Raw genomic sequence first — 15,135 nt, 5'->3', positions numbered from 1 at the left:
TACGTTTTTCGGTAGAAACATGGCATTCGCGACGACGATGAGAAGCGGCCTTCTCGCAAGGATGGACCATTTCGCCAGAGGCTTGCTGCCGCTGCTGACGGCCTTGATGTGCGTCGTGTTGAGCGCGGTGCCCAGCCGTCTGCCGATGTTTGCCCTGGTCGCCCCGGCGCTGACCCTGATCGCGATCTATTATTGGTCGATCTACCGACCGGATCTATTGCGCGGCTTCTTCATCTTGGCGATCGGGCTGTTTCAGGACCTCCTGATCGGGTCGGCCCCCGGCGTCACGTCGTTTATCCTGTTGCTGTCCTATTTGGTCGTCGTGTCCCAACGACGGTTCTTTCACGGCAAGAGCTTCGGTGTCGTCTGGTGGGGCTTCATGCTGATCGCCTTCGGGGCGGCGCTGCTGACCTGGATATCGAACATGTTTGTGTTGAATGCCTGGATCGACCCGAAAGGGGCTGGCATTTCTTGGGTTCTCACCATTCTGTTGTATCCTCCCTTTGCGGCGCTGCTCAGCCAGGCGCATAAGCTGGTTCCGGTGCGGGAGTTGGATGCATGAATCCGGAAAAGACCAGAACACGGGTTTTCAGCAGGCGCGCGGCCCTTTTTGTTGGCGGCCAGACCCTCGTTATGGGCGGATTGGCGGCGCGGCTCTATTACCTGCAGGTGGTGGAAAGCGAACGCTATGCGACATTGGCCGAAGAAAACCGTATCAACTTCCGGCTGATCGCCCCACCGCGCGGCTTCATCGTCGATCGCAACGGCGATTACCTTGCGATTAATATCCACAACTATCGCGTCGTTCTGGTACGGGAACAGGCGGAAAGCGCCGGCGGTGTCGCGGCGGTGATGCGGAAGCTGGCGACGCTGATCGATATCGACGAACACACCGCCCAACGCGTAATGCGGGAGGCGGAACGGCGTCTCGCCTTCGTTCCGATCACGGTTGTCGAGAATTTAAGCTGGCAGGAAGTAAGCCGGATCGGCGTCAATCAGCCGGACCTGCCGGGGGTCAGTATCGATGTCGGTCAATCCAGACACTATCCCTATGCCGAACATATGGCGCATGTCGTCGGCTATGTGTCCGGCGTGACGGAAAAGGATTTGTCCGGCGACCCGTTATTGGAGCTTCCCGGCTTCAAGGTCGGCAAGAACGGCATCGAAAAGCACTATGACCTCGCCTTGCGCGGGACTGCAGGGACCAGCAAGGTCGAAGTCAACGCTCTGGGCCGTGTTATCCGGGAGATTGACCGTCAGGAAGGTCATCCCGGGCGGGAGCTTCGCCTGACGCTCGATATGCGTCTGCAGGACTTCACCGGCGCGCGGCTGCGTAACGAGAAGGCGGCCTCTGCCGTTGTCATGGATATTCACAACGGCGATATCCTCTCGCTGGTTTCCGTCCCGGCTTACGATCCGAATGCATTCAGCGAAGGCATCGGTGCGTCGGATTGGGAAAAGCTGGTGAAAAACCCGTATGGACCGCTGACCAACAAGGCGATCGCGGGTCAATACTCGCCGGGATCGACCTACAAGATGGCGGTGGCTCTGGCGGCCTTGGAAAACGGCATCGGTCCCGACCACACCGTCTATTGCCCCGGGCATATGGAACTGGGGGACCGCCGTTTTCATTGCTGGAAGCGCCACGGGCATGGTTCGATGGATATGACGTCGGCGATCGCCCAATCCTGCGACGTCTGGTTCTACGACGTCGCCCGGCGCGTCGGCGTCGACCGGATTGCGGAAGTGTCCAACCGGCTGGGCCTGGGGGCGGCCTCCGGGATCGAGCTCCTGGGGGAAAAGGCCGGCTTGATCCCGACCCGGAAATGGAAGCGGGAAGCCCGCGGTCAACCATGGCATATGGGCGAAACGCTCGTCGTCGGCATCGGACAGGGCTTCGTGCTGACGACGCCGCTGCAATTGGCGATTATGACGGCGCGTCTGGTCAATGGCGGGCGCGCGGTCGTGCCGCGCCTCGCCTATCCGGTCGACGGGTTCGATACCGACGGGAATCCGATTCAGGATGCGGACAGCCCGGTCACGACGGCGTCGCGCTTCGACCATGAGGTGGAAAACGCGGCCACCAGCCTCAGCGAGGCAACCGCCACCCTTGCGGGGAGCGGTCCGACGGCGGATTCCTTCCCGTCCCTGGGATTTCGGCAGGAACATTTGGATATTCTGCGCCATGCGATGGACGAGGTCGTCAACGGCGACCGGGGGACGGCACGGAAATCGGCCCTGCGCCTGTCGGAATTCACCATGGGCGGCAAAACGGGAACCAGTCAGGTCCGCCGGATTTCCCAGGCGGAACGCGATGCAGGCATCCGAAGCGGCGAGGACATTGCGTGGCGCCTTCGGGATCATGCCTTGTTCGTCGGTTTCGCGCCTGTGGACAATCCCCGTTATGCGGTATCCGTTGTCGTCGAACACGCGGAAGGCGGTTCTCGCGCCGCCGCCCCGATCGCCCGCGATCTGTTGGAGGAGGTGCTGCGCCTGCAAGGCTTCGCAACCGCCGATTCCGGCGGTGCGGGGCCTAAGGATGGGACGGGCTGATGGCAATACGGCATGGGGAATTGCGCCAGCCTGAACTGACGCTGATCCAGAAGATATTTCAGATCAACTGGTCCATGTGGCTGTTGGTCGGCCTATGCGTCGGAGTCGGCCTCGCCATGCAGTTTTCCGCCGCGAATGGCAGTTGGGATCCCTGGGCCAGCCGCCAATTCTCGAAATACGCTGTTTTTGCCGTCGCCATGCTGGTCCTCGCGGTCACCGATATCCGGGTCGTGTTGCGATATGCTTATGTCGTCTACGCGCTCAATCTGATGCTCCTGATCTTCGTGGAGGTGAAGGGCGCCATGGGCGGCGGTGCGATGCGGTGGATTTCGATCCCGTTCCTGGGCACGTTCCAGCCGTCCGAAACCATGAAATTCGTTTTGGTTCTGGCCCTGGCGCGCTACTTCCACAAACTGTCCTATGAAGATGTGGGCCGCGTCACGTATCTGATCACACCGGCCTTGCTGATCGCGGCGCCGATGCTCTTGGTTCTGCGGCAGCCCGATCTGGGCACCGCGATCGTGATCGCCGGCGGCGGGGCCGTCATGTTTATCCTGGCCGGGGTACGATGGTGGAAATTCGCCTTGATCGGCGGGGCGATCGTGGCCTCCAGCCCCTTCATCTGGGGGATGCTGCACGATTATCAGAAACGACGCATTCTGGTCCTGTTGAATCCGGAATCCGATCCGCTGAACAGCGGTTATCACATCCTGCAGTCCAAGATCGCGATGGGGGCGGGCGGCATCAGCGGGCGCGGCTTCACCAAGGGCTCGCAAAGCCATCTCAACTTCCTGCCGGAAAAGCAGACCGACTTTATCTTCACCATGCTGGCGGAAGAATTCGGGCTGCTCGGCTGTCTGGTGCTGATGGGGCTTTATCTGATCCTGATGTATTATGGCTTCGTCGTCGCCCTGCGCGCAAAAAGCCAGTTCGGGCGTCTGCTCGCGATGGGCTGCATGGTGACCTTCTCCTTCTATGTCTTTATCAATATCGCGATGGTAATGGGGGTCATTCCGGTCGTCGGGCTGCCCCTGCCGTTGGTCAGTTACGGCGGGTCCGCCCTGATGGCGGTCATGCTGGGTTTCGCCCTGATCATGAACGTCTATGTGCATCGCGATATCCGCATCGGCCGACAGGGCGACGCCGGCGGCTGAAAGATCGGGTCCGCCGTCGGTACTTTTTCCGAAAACGGTCGGAATGGGGCTCGACAAGCCGGAATCCAGTCTGTATATCCCCGCGGTCCGTGACGATCCGGACATGTGGGCCATTAGCTCAGTTGGTAGAGCATCCGACTCTTAATCGGCAGGTCGTAGGTTCGAATCCTACATGGCCCACCACTTCTCCCTAATTAATTTCAATGAGAGTGCCGCCTGCGTCTGTATGGCGGCGTCGGCGGCTTTGCTTTGTAGGTATGGTCGCAATCGGTATTACTCGGTTCCGATATGAGACGTGGTGGAACAGTGCGCTTTCCGTGTCGTGGAGCCTTGTATCGAAGTGATCTTCCGACATTTCCGATCTAGGCTGGCGCTGACATTTATCGTGATGCCCCTCAGGCGAAGATTCGGATGAGCCGGAAGCACAAAGACTTTTTAATCGGCGCGGCCATCGGCTCCGGTAGTACGGCGCTTGCGGCGGAACGCGGCGGTGTCGACTTTCTGTTGGCGATCAATGCCGGTCGCTTGCGGGCGATGGGGGCGCCGTCGATTGCCTGCATGTTGCCGATCTTCGATGCGAACCGGCTGACGCGCGCGTTTGCCGAGGAAGAACTGTTGCCACGTTGCAAAGTGCCGGTGCTGTTGGGCTGTGCCGTATGGGACGCGGACTGGGATGTCGAGCGCCTCGCGGAATCCGTGAGTGCGTCCGGTTTCGCGGGGGTTACGAACTTTCCAAGCGGCATGCATTACTCCCGGCCGATGCAGCAATTGTTGTCCGCTGCGGGCCGCGGTATCGAGGCGGAAGTCGCCTTGCTGCGGGCGGTTCAGGATCGCGGCATGACGGCCATGTTCTATTGTGCCACGCGCATGCAGGCGCGGCTGGCGGCGGATGCCGGGATCGACATGATCTGCCTGAATTTGGGGTGGAATGTCGGCGGTATGGTCGGTCATCGACGCCGTGCCTCACTGGAAGAAGTCGCCTCTGTGGCGCGAGAGGTCGGGCGTCTCGTCAAAAAGATCAATCCGGAGACGCGGTTTTTGTTGGAAGGCGGGCCCATTGAGACCGCGGAGGACCTGTCGCGGGTGAACCGCCTAACCGACATAGACGGTTATGTCGGGGGATCCACCTTCGAACGGATGCCGTTGGAAGCGTCGATTGCCGATCAGATCGACAGGTTTCGGCACGCGAGCCGTAGCCGGAACGCGAGAGACATGCAAACAGAACGCCTGTTGAGCTGGGGGCGACAGAACGGGTTCAAGGGCCGTTCCCCGGCGCTGATCGAGTTTCTACGAAAGCTGAAGCTGGTCCAGGAATCGGACGGACCGATTTTGCTGATTGTCGAGCGGGGAAGCCCGGAGGCGACCGTCTTGTCCGCATTGCAGAAGGAAAAGGACGGATCTGTCGTAGGGATCGATGTCGGCGCGGAAGAGCATCCCGGACGGGCTCGGACGCTGTTGTTCGGGCACCGGGATACGGTGGAAAAGCGTCGACCGGGCCTTGCCGATCCCGCTGTCGGGCTGTTGACCATCCGTCATGTGAACCGGTTGCCTCTGACGGTTCAGCGGCGTTTGGCGCGGGCGCTTGCGGATGGGGCGTTTCGTGCGCCCGGCACGTGGAGGCGACTTCCCGTTTTGCCGCGTGTTGCCTTGATCCACGAACAACAGGCGGATCAAGTGCCCGGGATGCCGATTTCCGGATTGGACGAAGGGCTTCTCGATATCGTCGGCGGGAACGTGCTACGCCTGCCGCCTTTGCGCGAACGTGTGGAAGACCTGTTCGATTTGCTGGAAGACCGGAAGCCGTCCCTGACACGGACTGCCTTCACCGCGGCGGCGGTACAACGTTTGTCCGCGCATGCCTGGCCGGGAAACGAGGCGGAGTTGGACGCCGTCATCGGCGATCTGTCGGCAATGGCGCGGTCCGGTCCGATCCCGGAAGACGCGGTGCTGGCGCGGTTGGCGGCATCCGATCCGGTTAGCGGGGCGGCGGGCCGGGTCGCGCGGGGCGGGGAGAAGGAACGCATATTGGATGCCCTTTGGCGGAACGGTTTCAATCGAAGCCGGACGGCGGAATCTCTCGGCATGTCGCGCAAGACGCTCTACAACAAGATCAAGCGGTACGGCTTGTCCGGCTGAAGCTTACGGCGCGGGGCGCAGCAGCAATCCATCGATCATATCAGGCCAAAGCGTCGGCGAGGTGGCCTCGATCCGTGTCCCGATTGCCAGAACCGGCCCGTTCCAGCCAGCCTCGCGCAGTGCCGCCATGATCGTATCGGCGAGGGTGCCCCGATAGCGCATCGATGGAAGGCCCGCCGCAAAGTCCGCTACCCGGGGGACGGTCAGGACCGCCGCGGGCCGGGACGCCAATGCCCCTGGAACGCCTGCCGGATCGCACAACACGGCCAGGGATTTGAGTCCCGTGTCGGCAAAGGTTTTCAGCGTTCGGAATTCGAAGGTCCGGTCCAACCCGACATCGTCCAATTGTTGTCCGAAGTCGATGTCCTGTTGATCGATACTGGGAAAGTTACTGATCCATTGAATGCCGCTGTCGATCAGGTGCCGGGCGGTTCGGGACACATTTAGAAATGGATTGGCCAAGAACATCCCGACGGCCGTACCTCCCGGGTCGGGCATGTCGGTCATAAAGGATTGAATACCGTTCCCTTCACGCGCGGCGGGTAACAGTAGACCGATTTCCGGCGGGAAACGGTCGGGGGGCAGCGGCGGGCGTTCCGTCACAATCCGGGACGGCAGCGATTCCGACGGCGCTCGTGCGGCGATTTCCCATGTCAGAACCGGCATCAGAGTTCCAGCAGAACGCGGCGTACTTCTTCCAAATGGACAACCATCGCCGCCCGTGCGGCTTTCGGCGATCGCTGACGAATAGCCTCGATGATATCCGCATGTTGCGCGACGTAACGCGCCTTCAACGCGGGCGAATAGGCCCGGCGCTTGGCAGCAAGCCAGTCGGCATTCGCCCGCAGGGACGCCAGCATATCGTCGACCAGAATGACGACCTGGTTCTGTGCCATGGCGAAGAGGAGCTTATGGATTTCCGCATCGTGATGCTCGAACTCCTCCATTTCCTCGGTCGCGGCGGAGGCGGCCTGGGCGTGAAGGAGTTTCTGGATGTCGCCTTCCGTCGCATTGGCGGCGGCGGCGGCGGCCACCGCGGGCTCAATCATCAGACGGGCCTCAATTAAGTCACGCGGGCTGATATCGGCGATCACGGTTGCCGACAATGCCTTGGCAAGAGACGGCGCCGTAGAGGCGAGAGACGCGGTCTGGAAAGTGTCCTGGCGGGCGATAAAGGTGCCGCGTCCGACATGGCAGACCACCAACCCTTCATCCCGCAGGTTCTCTATCGCGCGGCGGACCGTGTTACGGGCAACATCGAATCGTGCAGCAAGATCGCGTTCCGTCGGCAGGCGTCCATCACGGGAAAACGCCCCGCCCTGGATGTCGCTGCGCAGTTGATCGGCGATTCTGACGGAAAGTGTCACCGACATCCGGTTTCTGGTCCTTACCCTGTCGTCCAATGCCCGTGTGCGGCGGCGGAGTGCCGAAAATCCAAGAGAACCACGGGATGTTTCTGGGATTAGAATAGGTTCAATTGGTCTAGTTTGTCAAAAAAATTGTGAAATCTTCTTGATTAAATAAACCATATTGGTTCTATTGAACCCAATAAATAGAGAATTGGTTCAATAATTGGATCAGTTGTGAGGGTGGAAGTGGCGGAAATGCGGGTTGTTTGGGGCCGTTCACGCGGCGTGTTCTCCCAAAGAGGAACATATAAAGGCGGTTTTTCCGGGTTTTTTGCTGCAGTGCAAGACTCCGGGGAATCGCAAAATTTGGTACATAGAATACCCAAAATTACCCAAATAATTAAATCCGCCCGTTGCGGCGCGATTGGAGACGGGTCAAGCTACAGTACGCAACCGGCGACAGACCGGGAGTTCGATTTAGACCGATCGGACGCGCGAAAAATCGCTGTGCCGCGAGGATGCGGCGCGACAGGGAGGAGTAATCGGATGCCATGGTCCCGTCGGGCCGGCAGGTGGTCCGCCGTATCTTCCCGTACGGACGGAGACGGTGGCACCGATGCGCAGTTTCATTGAACGGCACACCTTCTGGGCGATTGTCATCGGGCTGATGCTTGCCGTCGGTCTGTGGATGATTTTTGCCGTATGGCCGGATTGGTTGGTCGACGCCATCGGCCGGAAGAAGACCTTCGTAAACACGTTGCTGAACGGGATCACGCTCGGCGGCCTCTACTTCCTGGTGGCGAGCGGTTTTACATTGGTCTTCGGCCTGATGCGCAACGTCAATCTGGCGCATGGCTCCATGTATCTTCTGGGCGCCTATATCGGTTACGAGGTCGCGGATGCCAGCGGTAGTTGGTTCCTGGGACTCGCCGTTGCCTTCCTGTCGGTCGCCGCAAGCGGCGTGTTGCTGCAGGTGCTGATTTTCCGCCGGATGGAAGGGGACGATCTGCGCCAGACCCTGGTGACCATCGGTATTTCGATTGTTGCGGCGGATATCATGTTGGCGATCTGGACCGGGACGACCTATCAGTTCCAGCCGCCGGAATGGCTGTTCGGGGCGGCGACCCTGCCGATCGTATCCGTCCTTAAATCGTCCGGCGACGCCGTTTTCGTGAAATATCCCGTCTACCGCCTTGCCGTGTTGGCGGCGGCCGTCGGGGTCGGCATCGGTCTGTGGTTGTTCCTGAACCGGACGCGGATCGGCATGATGATCCGCGCCGGTGTGAACGACCGGGAAATGCTGGCCGCGTCCGGCGTCAATGTGCAACTGGTCTTCGCCCTGGTCTTCGCGATCGGGGCCGGGCTGGCGGGCTTTGCCGGCGTCGTCGGCGGCACGGCGCTTTCCATCGCGCCGGGGGAGGATATTCGATACCTGCTGGCGTCGCTCGTCGTCGTCATCGTCGGCGGGCTGGGCTCCGTTTCCGGCGCGGCGATCGGGGCCTTGCTGATCGGTTTGGCGGAACAGTTCGGGCTCGCCTATTTCCCGACATACGGGGTGGTGCTGACCTTCCTGATCATGGTGGTCGTGCTGGCCGTGCGCCCGCAGGGCATCATGGGGGGGCGCTGACATGTTCCGTCTGACCCGCACCGATACCGGACATCCGTTCGGGCTTCATCCCGCGATGATCGTGGCCGGTGTATTCCTGCTGGCCTATCCCTGGTTCGCGTCCGATTTCTTCGTATTCCAGATCGGTGCCTATTCTCTGATCCTCGGGACGATCGGCCTTTCGCTGATGATGCTGGCCGGTTATGGCGGCATGGTCAGCCTCGCGCAGCTGACGGTCGCGGGCGTCGCCGGATATATGATGGCGATCCTGGGCGAAAACAGCATGGGCGTCATGGGGCTGGGATGGCCGTGGTGGTTGACCGTCATCGCATCGATCCTGACGGCGGCGCTGTTCAGTGCCTTTATCGGCGCCATCGCGGTCCGGACGGAGGGGATCTATACGATCATGATCACCCTCGCCATCGCCGTCGCCTTCTTCTACTTCGTGCGGCAGAACTATGCGCTGTTCAACGGGTTCACAGGATATGCGGGGATTGAACCGCCGACCTTGCTGGGCGTCTACTGGCGCGATGCGACACCGTTCTATTACCTGACGCTGGTCGTCTCCGGTTTCTTCTTCTTCGCCGTGACCTATGGTGCACGGTCGACCTTCGGCCTCAGTCTGCAGGCAATCCGGGACAATCCCCGCCGGATGCGGGCTTTGGGTTACGACGTCACGCTGCATCGCGTTGCCGCGTATTTCCTGTCCGGCCTGATTGCCGGAACGGCGGGCGTCCTGCTTGTTTGGTTCAATGGCCGGATTTCGCCCGGTTCCGTCGGGATCGACGTGGCGATCGATATCCTGGTCATCGCTGTCGTCGGCGGTATGCGCCGCCCGATCGGGCCCTATCTCGGCGCGATTGCCTTTGTGCTTCTGGAAAATTTTGCGATCGACCTCATCGATCGGGAACGTTTCAACACCGTGATCGGTCTGGCGTTCCTGCTCGTGGTCCTGTTCTCCCCCGATGGACTTCTGGGGCTTTGGAACCGGTTCAAGACAAAGATCCGGCTTCCGCACGCCGTCTCCACGAAAGACGGCCGTGAAACACGGGGCGACCGGAATTCCCCCGGTTCTCTCGAACAATCACCATAACGATTTAGGGAGGTTGAAGATGTTCAAGATAGCGAGAAGGACATTGTTGGCCGCGGCGGTGGCGGCGGTTGCCAGCCCCGCAATGGCGCAGGACACGATCAAGATGGGCGCCCTGGCGACGCTCGAAGGCGCATTTACCGTCCTGGGCGAGGACGGCATGCGCGGCGTCAAAATGGCGCTGGAAGAATTCGGCTACACGGCGGGCGGCAAGAAGATCGAACTGGTCACCGGTTCGTCCGACGCTTCCCCGGACAGCGCGGTACGGGCGACCCGCAAGCTGGTGGAACAGGACGGCGTTCAAATTCTCGTCGGGCCGTTGTCCGGGTCGGAAGGCCTGGCGGTCAAGGATTACGCCAAGACCCAGCCGGATGTGACTTTCGTGAACGGGTCGTCGGCGGCGCAGGATACGACGTTGCGCAATCCGGCGGACAATTTCTTCCGTTTCTCGACGGAAGGGGCCCAGTGGATGGCCGGTCTGGGCGAGTATGTTTATAACGAGAAAGGCTATCGCAAGGTCGCGGTTCTGGCGGAAGACTATTCCTTCCCCTACACGCAGGTCTTCGGTTTCCTGGAGCCGTTCTGCCGTCTGGGCGGTCATGCCCCGGTGGACGCGCGCTTCTGGGTGCCGATCGGCAACAAGGACTATTCGTCCGTCATCGCCGCGCTGCCGGATGATGTCGACGCGATCTATGTCGCGCTGGGCGGCGCGGATGCCGTCAACTTCCTGACGCAATACGAACAGGCCGGCGGCGAACTGCCGCTGATCGGCGGTTCTATCACCGTGGACCAGACGGTTCTGGGGTCCAAGGGCCGGACGCGCGATTTCATCATCGGCACACCGTCCGCCGGTCCGGTTTCGGACACCTGGGACGACCCGCGCTGGGCGGCCTATGTCGATGCGTACAAGAAGCAGTTCCCAGACGGTTTCCCGTCGCCGTCGCTGTTCGCCCATGCCTATTACATCAACACCAAGGCCGCGCTGCTGGCCCTGGATGAAGTCGGCGGGGATCTGTCGGACGGCGGTGCGAAATACCGGGCGGCGCTGTCGAAGCTCAACTTCGATACACCGACCGGCATGGTGTCCCTGGACGAACGCCGTCAGGCGATTGCCGACATCTTCCTGACCGAAGTCGTGGAAGGTCCGGACGGCAATCTGGTGAACAAGACGATCAAGGTCATCCCGCAGGTCAGCCAGACCTTGGGTCTGTCCTATGACGACTTCCTGAAATACGGCCAGGTCGGTCGCGAAAACCCGTCCTGCGAATAAGCCGGTCGGATCGGTAGCAGTATAGGAATTGCCCGATGGCACAGATTGATATCACGCACAGCCCGAAGCGGGGCCGGAACCGGGAGCAGAACCGGGGAACGGATGCGCTGTCCCGGCTTCAGGAAACGGGGCGGTTCGCCCTGGAACTGGAGGCCGTCAGCCGCCATTTCGGTGCGCTGGTCGCTCTGGCGGATATCAATCTGGCCGTCCGTGCGGGTGAACGCCGCGCGGTCCTGGGGTCCAACGGGGCGGGCAAGACCACCTTGTTCAACGCGATCACCGGCGACTTTCCGCCGACCACCGGTCGCGTGCGTCTGTTCGGGGAGGACGTGACGACTCTGCCGGCGTATGAGCGGATTCGTCGCGGCCTTCGCCGGACGTACCAAATCTCGCTGCTCTTCAATGGGCTCAGCGTCATAGACAATATCTTCCTGGCCTGTCGGGGCGTCGGGCGCGGTCGGTTTTCCCTGCTGCGACCGAAGAAGGACGACGGGGCCATGGAAATGGCGGAAACGCTGCTGCATGCCGTCCATCTGGACGACCGCCGGGACACGATGGTCGCGGAATTGAGCTACGGCCAGCAGCGCCAGCTTGAAATCGCGTTGGCCCTGTCCGGCGCGCCGCGCCTGATCCTGTTCGACGAACCGGCCGCGGGCCTGTCGCCGACGGAACGTACGGAACTGGTCGAAATTCTGCAGGCACTGCCGGAACATATAGGCTTCATCATCATCGAACACGACATGGACGTCGCACTGCGCGTCGCGGAAAGCGTGACCATGATGCACAACGGTCGGATCTTTAAGGAAGGCACGCCCGAAGAAATCGAAAACGACCCGGAAGTGCAGCAGCTCTATCTTGGGCAGGACTATACCGCCCAGGATCGGACGGGAGGCAGCCGTGGCTGATCGCACGAACCGCCGGAACGCCAATGCGCCGATCCTTCAGGTCAAGGGGCTGCATGTCTATTACGGTCAGTCGCACGCCTTGCAGGGCGTCGACCTGACCCTGGATGCGGGTGTGCATGCCGTCGTCGGGCGCAACGGCATGGGCAAAACCACGCTGTGCAATGCGATTATGGGGATGCTGCCCATCCGGCGCGGATCGATCCGTTTCCGGGGGGAGGAACTTGTCGGCGTTCCGTCCTTCAAGATCGCGCAGAAAGGGATCGGCTACACGCCGCAGGGGCGCCGTCTTTGGCCGTCCCTGACCGTTCATGAACATTTGAAACTGTTCGACAGCGGCAGCGGGTCCTGGTCGGTGGACCGGGTCTACGAAACCTTCCCACGCCTGGCGGAACGACGGAACAACGGTGGGGCGCAACTGTCCGGCGGGGAACAGCAGATGCTGGCCATCGCGCGTGCCCTGCTTCAGGACCCGCAGCTTCTGGTCCTGGACGAACCGACGGAAGGCCTTGCCCCCGTTATCGTCGATCAGGTCGAAAAGCTGCTGGCGACCCTGGCGGCGGAAAGTGATGTCGCGGTCCTCCTGATCGAGCAGAATATCGCCGTCGCGACCTCGATTTCCGAGGATGTGGGGATCATGGTGAACGGACGTATCAGCCGCACCATGCCTGCCAAGGAACTGGCCGCGGATCGCGCCCTGCAGGAACGGTTGCTGGGGGTCGGCCGCCATTCCCATGATGATGCCGACATGGTCGCGGAACTCACGCCGCCGCCCGCGACGGAGGCTGAGCCGACCAGCGGCGAAGCATCGCCGGAGCCTGTTTCCGAAGACCTGACGCCGATGGCGACGGCGATGAAACCAAACAAACAGGTTTATGTTCCGCCGACACGCTGGTCGGGGGCGGCATGGCGCGAAGGCACCGGCGGTTCCGAACCGGGCCCGCCGTCGCGGCCATTCGACAGCGTGCCGGAACCGGTCTACCGGGAACCGCCGACCCGCCTGGAGGCGCTGGAAGGCGATGCGGTCTATGTCGTGGGCACCTTCGATACAAAGGGCCGGGAACTCGGGTTCATCCGCGACCGGCTGAAGGCGATGGGCCTTGCGGCGCGGACGGTCGATCTGTCGACCAGCGGGAAACCGTCTTCGGCGGATATTCCGCCGCATGTCGTCGCGGCCTATCACCGGCGCGGCGCAGCGGGTGTCTTCACCGGCGATCGCGGCGAATCCGTGCGTGCCATGGCGGAGGCGTTCGAGGCCTGGCTGGTACGGCAACGCGGGATCGGGGGCCTGATTTCCGCCGGTGGGTCCGGCGGGACCGCGCTGGTGACCCCGGGGATGCGGGCGCTTCCGATCGGCATTCCGAAGGTGATGATTTCGACCGTGGCCTCCGGCGATGTCGGCCAATATGTCGGTCCGGCGGATATCATGATGATGTATTCCGTCACCGATGTGCAGGGATTGAACCGGATCAGCCGGACAGTCCTGGCCAATGGCGCGAATGCGCTCGCCGGAATGGTCTCGGAACGGCGCAAGCGTCGGGACGCCGCGAATGAGGGCGATAAGCCCGGTCTCGGCCTGACCATGTTCGGGGTCACGACCACCGCCGTGCAACAGGTCGTTTCTTTGGTTGAGGATCGCTACGATTGTTTGGTTTTCCATGCGACGGGCACGGGCGGCCAGTCGATGGAAAAGCTGGCGGATAGCGGCATGCTGACCGCAGCCCTGGACCTCACCACGACCGAAGTCTGCGACATGATGATGGGGGGCGTTTTCGCGGCGACCGAAGACCGCTTCGGCGCATTCATTCGCACGCGCATTCCCTATGTCGGTTCCGTCGGGGCGCTGGATATGGTGAATTTCGGTCCCCGCGCGACGGTGCCGGAAAAATATCAGGGCCGGACCTTTGTGGAACATAATCCGCAAGTCACCTTGATGCGCACGACGCCCGACGAAAACAGGCGGATGGGCGAATGGATCGCCGGGCGCTTGAACCAGATGACCGGCCCGGTTCGCTTCCTTATCCCGCAAGGGGGCGTTTCCGCCCTGGATGCGCCGGGACAGCCGTTCCATTCGCCGGAGGCGGATAAGGCCCTGTTCGACGCGATCGCGGCAACCTTCCGCGAAACGGTGGACCGGAAGCTGATCCGTCTGCCCTACCACATCAACGACCCGGCCTTCGCCCAGGCGGCGGCCGACGCATTGGAAGACGTACACCCGATGAAGAGGACCCAACGACATGCCGCGATTTGAACGCAAGGACCTGATGGAACGGTTTCAGGCGATGAAAAAGGCGGGCACGCCCATCGTCGGCGGCGGTGCCGGGACCGGCCTGTCCGCGAAATGCGAGGAAGCGGGCGGCATCGACCTGATCGTGATCTACAATTCCGGTCGCTACCGCATGGCGGGGCGCGGCTCGCTGTCGGGGTTGATGGCCTATGGCAATGCCAATGACGTCGTCATGGAAATGGGTCATGAGGTCTTGCCGGTGGTGAAGAAGACGCCGGTTCTGGCGGGCGTGAACGGCACCGATCCATTTTGCATCTTCGACGACTATCTGAATCGGGTGAAGGCCATCGGTTTTTCTGGCGTGCAGAATTTCCCGACGGTCGGCCTGATCGACGGTACTTTCCGCGCCAATCTGGAAGAAACGGGCATGTCCTATGGCCAGGAAGTCGACATGATCCGGATGGCCCGCGAAAAGGATCTTCTGACCACGCCCTATGTCTTCTGCGAGGACGATGCGGCCGCCATGGCGACGGCAGGGGCCGATATCATCGTCTGCCATCTGGGGCTGACGACCGGCGGATCCATCGGCGCGGAAACGTCGCTGAAGCTGGAAGATTGCCCGGCACTGGTCGATGCCTGGGCCGCGGCGGCGCTGAAGGTAAACAAGGACGCGATCATCCTCGTCCATGGCGGGCCGGTCGCGATGCCCGCGGATGCCGAATACGTCCTCACCCGGACGGAAAATTGTCATGGCTTCTACGGTGCCTCTTCGATGGAAAGGCTGCCGACGGAAGTCGCGCTCACAGAACAGACCAAGGCCTTCAAGGCCGTCAAAATGGCGAAATAGG

At 61.6% G+C, this 15,135-nt stretch carries 12 protein-coding genes and 1 tRNA gene; 11 read left to right on the top strand and 2 right to left on the bottom strand.

Features of this window, described 5'->3' with window-relative positions; genetic code table 11:
• The first annotated feature begins 19 nt into the window (after positions 1–19).
• The 5 genes from mreD to HH303_RS04410 all read left to right on the top strand — a co-directional run bounded on the left by mreD (position 20) and on the right by HH303_RS04410 (position 5,843).
• On the top strand, positions 20–562 hold the full coding sequence (gene mreD / locus HH303_RS04430; protein ID WP_169623970.1) for a rod shape-determining protein MreD: 543 nt from the start codon (positions 20–22) through the stop codon (positions 560–562).
• Positions 559–2,553: a penicillin-binding protein 2 gene (gene mrdA, locus HH303_RS04425; RefSeq protein ID WP_169623969.1), complete on the top strand. Its 1,995-nt coding sequence runs from the start codon at positions 559–561 to the stop codon at positions 2,551–2,553. Before mreD ends, mrdA begins: the two co-directional genes overlap by 4 nt.
• Entirely contained in the window at positions 2,553–3,707 is a 1,155-nt protein-coding gene (gene rodA, locus HH303_RS04420; RefSeq protein WP_169623968.1) for a rod shape-determining protein RodA, read from the top strand. Before mrdA ends, rodA begins: the two co-directional genes overlap by 1 nt.
• A 107-nt stretch (positions 3,708–3,814) precedes the next feature.
• Positions 3,815–3,890: transfer RNA gene (locus HH303_RS04415), tRNA-Lys, on the top strand.
• Between the two features lie 228 nt (positions 3,891–4,118).
• Entirely contained in the window at positions 4,119–5,843 is a 1,725-nt protein-coding gene (locus HH303_RS04410; RefSeq protein ID WP_169623967.1) for a phosphoenolpyruvate hydrolase family protein, read from the top strand.
• A 3-nt stretch (positions 5,844–5,846) separates the two neighbouring features.
• On the opposite strand, the gene HH303_RS04405 is transcribed toward HH303_RS04410, so the two are convergent.
• Together HH303_RS04405 and HH303_RS04400 are read right to left on the bottom strand one after the other, a co-directional pair.
• On the bottom strand, positions 5,847–6,509 hold the full coding sequence (locus HH303_RS04405; RefSeq protein ID WP_169623966.1) for a hypothetical protein: 663 nt from the start codon (positions 6,507–6,509) through the stop codon (positions 5,847–5,849).
• On the bottom strand, positions 6,509–7,216 hold the full coding sequence (locus HH303_RS04400) for a FadR/GntR family transcriptional regulator (protein ID WP_169623965.1): 708 nt from the start codon (positions 7,214–7,216) through the stop codon (positions 6,509–6,511). The genes HH303_RS04405 and HH303_RS04400 overlap by 1 nt, the downstream gene beginning before the upstream one ends.
• Positions 7,217–7,808: 592 nt before the next feature.
• On the opposite strand from HH303_RS04400, the gene HH303_RS04395 reads away from it, so the two are divergent.
• From HH303_RS04395 to HH303_RS04370, 6 genes are read left to right on the top strand one after another with little or no spacing between them, the layout of a single operon-like run.
• Positions 7,809–8,819, top strand: coding sequence for a branched-chain amino acid ABC transporter permease (locus HH303_RS04395; protein ID WP_169623964.1), 1,011 nt, complete (start codon positions 7,809–7,811; stop codon positions 8,817–8,819).
• 1 nt (position 8,820) lies between these two features.
• A complete protein-coding gene (locus tag HH303_RS04390) occupies positions 8,821–9,891 on the top strand; it encodes a branched-chain amino acid ABC transporter permease (protein WP_169623963.1) in 1,071 nt (356 codons plus the stop codon).
• Between the two features lie 19 nt (positions 9,892–9,910).
• Positions 9,911–11,158, top strand: a complete 1,248-nt coding sequence (locus tag HH303_RS04385) for an ABC transporter substrate-binding protein (protein ID WP_169623962.1) — start codon at positions 9,911–9,913, stop codon at positions 11,156–11,158.
• A gap of 35 nt (positions 11,159–11,193) precedes the next feature.
• Positions 11,194–12,063 (top strand): ABC transporter ATP-binding protein, encoded by an 870-nt coding sequence (locus tag HH303_RS04380; RefSeq protein WP_169623961.1) that lies wholly within the window; start codon positions 11,194–11,196, stop codon positions 12,061–12,063.
• Positions 12,056–14,311: an ABC transporter permease gene (locus HH303_RS20245; RefSeq protein ID WP_169623960.1), complete on the top strand. Its 2,256-nt coding sequence runs from the start codon at positions 12,056–12,058 to the stop codon at positions 14,309–14,311. Before HH303_RS04380 ends, HH303_RS20245 begins: the two co-directional genes overlap by 8 nt.
• Positions 14,298–15,134 (top strand): phosphoenolpyruvate hydrolase family protein, encoded by an 837-nt coding sequence (locus tag HH303_RS04370; protein WP_169623959.1) that lies wholly within the window; start codon positions 14,298–14,300, stop codon positions 15,132–15,134. The genes HH303_RS20245 and HH303_RS04370 overlap by 14 nt, the downstream gene beginning before the upstream one ends.
• The last annotated feature ends 1 nt before the right edge of the window (position 15,135 follow it).

It is taken from the genome of Pacificispira spongiicola (assembly GCF_012926505.1).
GTDB classification, from domain to species: domain Bacteria; phylum Pseudomonadota; class Alphaproteobacteria; order UBA8366; family Aestuariispiraceae; genus Pacificispira; species Pacificispira spongiicola.
The sequence above is the reverse complement of the archived record's forward strand: the minus strand, read 5'-3'. Positions and strand labels throughout refer to the sequence as shown.

Excerpts from the sequence above, each read along its gene's own strand:
- mreD (WP_169623970.1), top strand. The coding sequence starts at position 20 with ATGGCATTCGCGACGACGATGAGAAGCGGCCTTCTCGCAAGGATGGAC.
- mrdA (WP_169623969.1), top strand. The coding sequence starts at position 559 with ATGAATCCGGAAAAGACCAGAACACGGGTTTTCAGCAGGCGCGCGGCC.
- rodA (WP_169623968.1), top strand. The coding sequence starts at position 2,553 with ATGGCAATACGGCATGGGGAATTGCGCCAGCCTGAACTGACGCTGATC.
- HH303_RS04410 (WP_169623967.1), top strand. The coding sequence starts at position 4,119 with ATGAGCCGGAAGCACAAAGACTTTTTAATCGGCGCGGCCATCGGCTCC.
- HH303_RS04405 (WP_169623966.1), bottom strand. The coding sequence starts at position 6,509 with ATGCCGGTTCTGACATGGGAAATCGCCGCACGAGCGCCGTCGGAATCG.
- HH303_RS04400 (WP_169623965.1), bottom strand. The coding sequence starts at position 7,216 with ATGTCGGTGACACTTTCCGTCAGAATCGCCGATCAACTGCGCAGCGAC.
- HH303_RS04395 (WP_169623964.1), top strand. The coding sequence starts at position 7,809 with ATGCGCAGTTTCATTGAACGGCACACCTTCTGGGCGATTGTCATCGGG.
- HH303_RS04390 (WP_169623963.1), top strand. The coding sequence starts at position 8,821 with ATGTTCCGTCTGACCCGCACCGATACCGGACATCCGTTCGGGCTTCAT.
- HH303_RS04385 (WP_169623962.1), top strand. The coding sequence starts at position 9,911 with ATGTTCAAGATAGCGAGAAGGACATTGTTGGCCGCGGCGGTGGCGGCG.
- HH303_RS04380 (WP_169623961.1), top strand. The coding sequence starts at position 11,194 with ATGGCACAGATTGATATCACGCACAGCCCGAAGCGGGGCCGGAACCGG.
- HH303_RS04370 (WP_169623959.1), top strand. The coding sequence starts at position 14,298 with ATGCCGCGATTTGAACGCAAGGACCTGATGGAACGGTTTCAGGCGATG.